This window comes from Nocardia sp. XZ_19_369 (assembly GCF_015355715.1).
GTDB lineage: Bacteria > Actinomycetota > Actinomycetes > Mycobacteriales > Mycobacteriaceae > Nocardia.
Genome location: NZ_JACVED010000041.1, coordinates 1 through 913, shown reverse-complemented (window position 1 = coordinate 913; position 913 = coordinate 1). Strand labels below are relative to the sequence as shown.

Genomic DNA, 913 nt, shown 5'->3' with positions numbered 1-913 from the left:
TACGGCCCATTGATCTTCCACGCTCCGGCGCCAGCCGGTTCGAGACGCGGAGTCGCGGCTACAGTGCGTTCCGCTGTGCGAGAGTTGCTGTCATGCCAGCTGAAGTGACGCCGGGCCGCGAGGTTGTACTGGAGACGAGTCGCCTACTGCTCAGGCCTTGGCGGGTAGCCGAGGCTGTCGTCCAGCGCGAGCTGTGGACCGAACGTGATCCGCGAGTGCCGCCGCATCGTCGAATCGACGCAGATGGGCACCCCACACTCGCAGAACTCGAGGATTGGATCCGCACCGACCGGCCATCGTCTACTGGCTTGCTGGCGGTCCAGCGCAAGGTCGACCGGGACGTCATCGGCTACTGCGGACTCGTTGACACTGGACGAGGAGCGGAGGGGGAACCGGAGCTGGCGTTTGAGTTGCTTCGCCGCGTCTGGTGTCAGGGGTACGCCACCGAAGCCTCGTTGGCGGTTCTGGACTGGGCGAGATCCTCCGGGTACGAACGTCTGTGGGCCACAGTCTGGGACTGGAACATCGCTTCTCGCCGTGTGCTGGCGAAGGTCGGGTTCACCGAGACCGAGCGGACGGAAGTGGACGTGGTCCACGGGACCACCCTGTTCACCACGAGACAGCTCTGATACCCGCGATTTCATCGCGCGTTCGATGCTCTTGCGAAACACGTTCGGCGGCGGTAATCGGCCGGCGCCGCGGTCCTCACGCCCGCGCGGATTGCGGCATTCAGTGCGTGATCGGGATCAGATCGAATCCGAGGCCCAGCTCCGGCCAGAAACACAACCCACATTCGTGGATCGCCTACGAACGCCGGGCCTCGATCACCGCCCTGCGCACGCTGATCGAGCGATGATCCGCGCATAACGCCCGGCTACCGACGGCACCCACGCCGCCGGTAGCCGCGTTGTGC

The 913-nt window shown here is 65.3% G+C and carries 1 protein-coding gene; it reads left to right on the top strand.

Annotated elements, in window-relative coordinates:
- Window positions 1-629: GNAT family N-acetyltransferase (locus IBX18_RS41825; protein ID WP_228542617.1), on the top strand; the 629-nt coding region annotated here is incomplete at its 5' end.
- Between the last annotated feature and the right edge of the window lie 284 nt (window positions 630-913).